The organism is Frankia gtarii (assembly GCF_025403375.1).
Lineage (GTDB): Bacteria > Actinomycetota > Actinomycetes > Frankiales > Frankiaceae > Frankia > Frankia gtarii.
The window spans coordinates 1-2,800 of sequence record NZ_JAMPTM010000456.1 but is presented as its reverse complement, the minus strand read 5'-3'; the positions used below and the strand labels follow the sequence as shown (position 1 = coordinate 2,800).

The following is a 2,800-nucleotide window of genomic DNA, read 5'->3' as shown; positions in this document are numbered from 1 at the left end:
CGCCGCGACCCCGCCCAGCTCGCCCGCGTTGGCGGGCGAGCTGGGCGGGGTCGCGGCGGGGCCGGACGGAGCGGACGAGCGAGGCCCGTACGGGCGGTGTGGGCGGCCACCGTCTCGGCCAACCGGATCAGGCCGAGCACGCCCAGTCCCAGCATCACCTGGACCGGAACCGCCGCGAAGGCGTTGCGCACCTCGGTGATCAACGGAACGAGCAGGACGAGGCAGGCCGTGTCCGTCCTGCGCACGGACCGACCATGGTCCATCCAGGCCACGACGAGCCCGGTCAACAGCAGGAAGCCGACCACGCCGCGGGCGCCGAAGTTGTAATAGGCCTCGGCGATCGGCGATCCCCCTATCGGGCCCTCCCGGTTGAGCATCAACACGTTGAACAGCCGCTCGTCGCTGAACTGGGAGGGCTGGGGATGGCCGAGCAGCCGCCCGGACACCAGCCGGTCGAGCTGGCCGTAGAAGGTCGACCCGGCGGGCGGACGCTCGCCGAACTCGTCGCGCCATTCGAGCACCGAGCCGATCGGGCGGATCGAGGCCCCGAGCTCGGCGATCCCGTCGACGGGGCTGAAGGTGATGGCGCTGAGCCGGGTGGCGGCGAGGCCGGACTCGCGGATCTCCCGCAATCCGCCGATCAACGCCAGCAGCATGACCGCGCCGAGCAGGACGACGACCCCGCGCACCACGATGCGTCGCCTGGCGGCCACCGCCGCCGCCGCGACGGCCGGGAACATCACCTCGCCCCGCAGCCCCAGCGGCAAGGCCACGGCGGCGAACAGCGCGAACACCACGAGGGCCGCCGTGCGCCACCGGCTCGGCCCGCCGATGACCGCGAGCGCGAGGCCCAGGCCCACCCCGAGCAGCACGTAGGGCACCAGCGGGCCGCGCAGCGCCGTCTGACCGACCGCGGCGTACGAGCCGAACAGCAGCCCGATCCCGCCGGCGGCGAGCACGATCGCGACGAGCCCGACGACCGACACCGCGAGCACCACGAGGCCGGCGGGAGCACGCAGATCCGGCCGGTCCGGGGAGGCGGTGGCCGGCAGGTCACCCGTGACGGGAACGGGACGGTCGCCCGCGACGCGCACCGCCCGCAGCAGGGTCATCGCCGCCACTCCGACGGCGGCGCTGACGATCCCCAGCGTGGCCACGGCGAAAAGCCGGCTCATCGGGTAGACGGCCAGCCAACGAAAGTCGTACTGGCCGCGGATCCGATCGAAGGAGGTGTCGGTGGCGAACAACGTTGCCACCCCGAGGTGGAACACCGACAGAGTGATCAGGTAGACCGATGAGCAGGCCCACACCCCACGCGGCTGGGCGCGGACGCACAGCAGCACGCAGCCGGCGACCACCAGGACGCCGAGCTGGGCGGCGGAGTGCTCCGCCAGTTCGGCGAACGACGACGCCCAGGCCGCGACCACGAACAGGGCCACCAGGCAGCCGGCGAGTGCCATCCCACTCGCCCGGCGTGACGGCGTCGCGGCCACGCCGGCCGGTCGGCCCGCCAGCGCGGGCGTGGCGGGCGAGGCGGCGGCCGCAGACACGGGTGGGTACGGCCGCCCGAACGCACCTGGTCCGCCGGCTCGACTCGGCGCGGCCATCGCCTAGGACCACACCGCCGTCATGTCGCGCTGCCAGGCGTCCATCGTGAACGGGGAACGGCGCAGCAACCGCATCGCCTCGCGGCGCTGATCGATGGTCGGCGGGACCGCGGTGAGCATGTCGGCGGTGTCCGCCCAGACAGCGTCCGACGTGGCCAGCGGCAGCGTGGCGACCCCGGGCAGCAGGCGGGCGATCTCGACGACCCCCGGCAGGTCCGCCGAAAGCACCGGGGTGCCCACCGCGAGCGCCTCGAGCACGACCGTGGGCATGCCCTCGTGCAACGAGGTGACCAGCAGCAGCGAGGACGCCACGAGCAGCCGGGGGATCTCGCGGACCTCCCCGGTGAACTCGACGTGTTCGGCGACGCCGAGCCGGTCGGCGAGCGCGGTCAGGCGGGCTGTTTCGGCGTCGTCCTGGCGCCCGACGATGCTCAGCCGCGCGTGGACCGAGCGGGCTCGCAGCGCGGCGAGGATCTCGATGGCGCGGGCCCGGTTCTTCAACGGGTCCGGACGGGCGATGTGGACGAGGGTGACGTGCTCGTAGTCGTCCTCCGCCAGATCCTCGGCGCGCCGGCGCGCGGCGATCGCGACCCCGGGCGGCTCCAGTTCGACGCCGTTGTAGATGACGCGGCAGCGCGGATCGAGCCGCCACTCCTCCCGCCACAGCCCCCGCATCGCCGCCTCGCTCACCGCAACCAGGTCGGTGGCGAACCGGTCGAGCAGCAGGCGCCCGAACGCCCGCTGCACCCGGCCGCGCAGGCTGTCGCCGTGCCGGTCGGCGCTACTGACGAAGTACGCCACCCGCCGCCGCACGCCACCGAGGCGGGCCAGCGCGAGCACGACCCCGGAGAAGGTCGCCACGGCGGAGTGGACCACGTCGGGACGGACCTCACGCAGCAGCCGCAGGAACCGCCAGCCGAAGCGCCAGTCGGTGCGGCAGTAGTACACCTCGCTGCCGAGGTCGCGGATCTCCGCGTCCAGCGAACCGGCGGCGCCGGAGGTGACGGCGAACTCCAGCCGGAACTCCTCCGGATCCAGCCTGCGCAGCAGGTTCACGGCGCGCAGCTCCACGCCGGCCCGGTCCATCCGACCCAGCACCTCGAGCACCCGCACCGGGCGGTGACGGCGGCCCGGGTCGCCGGGCTCCGACCGGGTGGCCACGGTGGCCGCGCCGGTCGCGGGCGGGGCGGGGC

Annotated in this window: 2 protein-coding genes; both read right to left on the bottom strand. The window is 74.2% G+C overall.

Features of this window, described 5'->3' with window-relative positions; all coding sequences use genetic code 11:
- A partial coding sequence (gene wzy / locus NBZ83_RS31310) for an O-antigen polysaccharide polymerase Wzy (RefSeq protein ID WP_261576425.1) occupies positions 1 to 1,550 on the bottom strand: 1,550 nt, incomplete at its 3' end.
- A gap of 60 nt (positions 1,551 to 1,610) precedes the next feature.
- On the bottom strand, positions 1,611 to 2,800 hold a 1,190-nt coding region (locus NBZ83_RS31305; protein ID WP_438803350.1), incomplete at its 5' end, for a glycosyltransferase.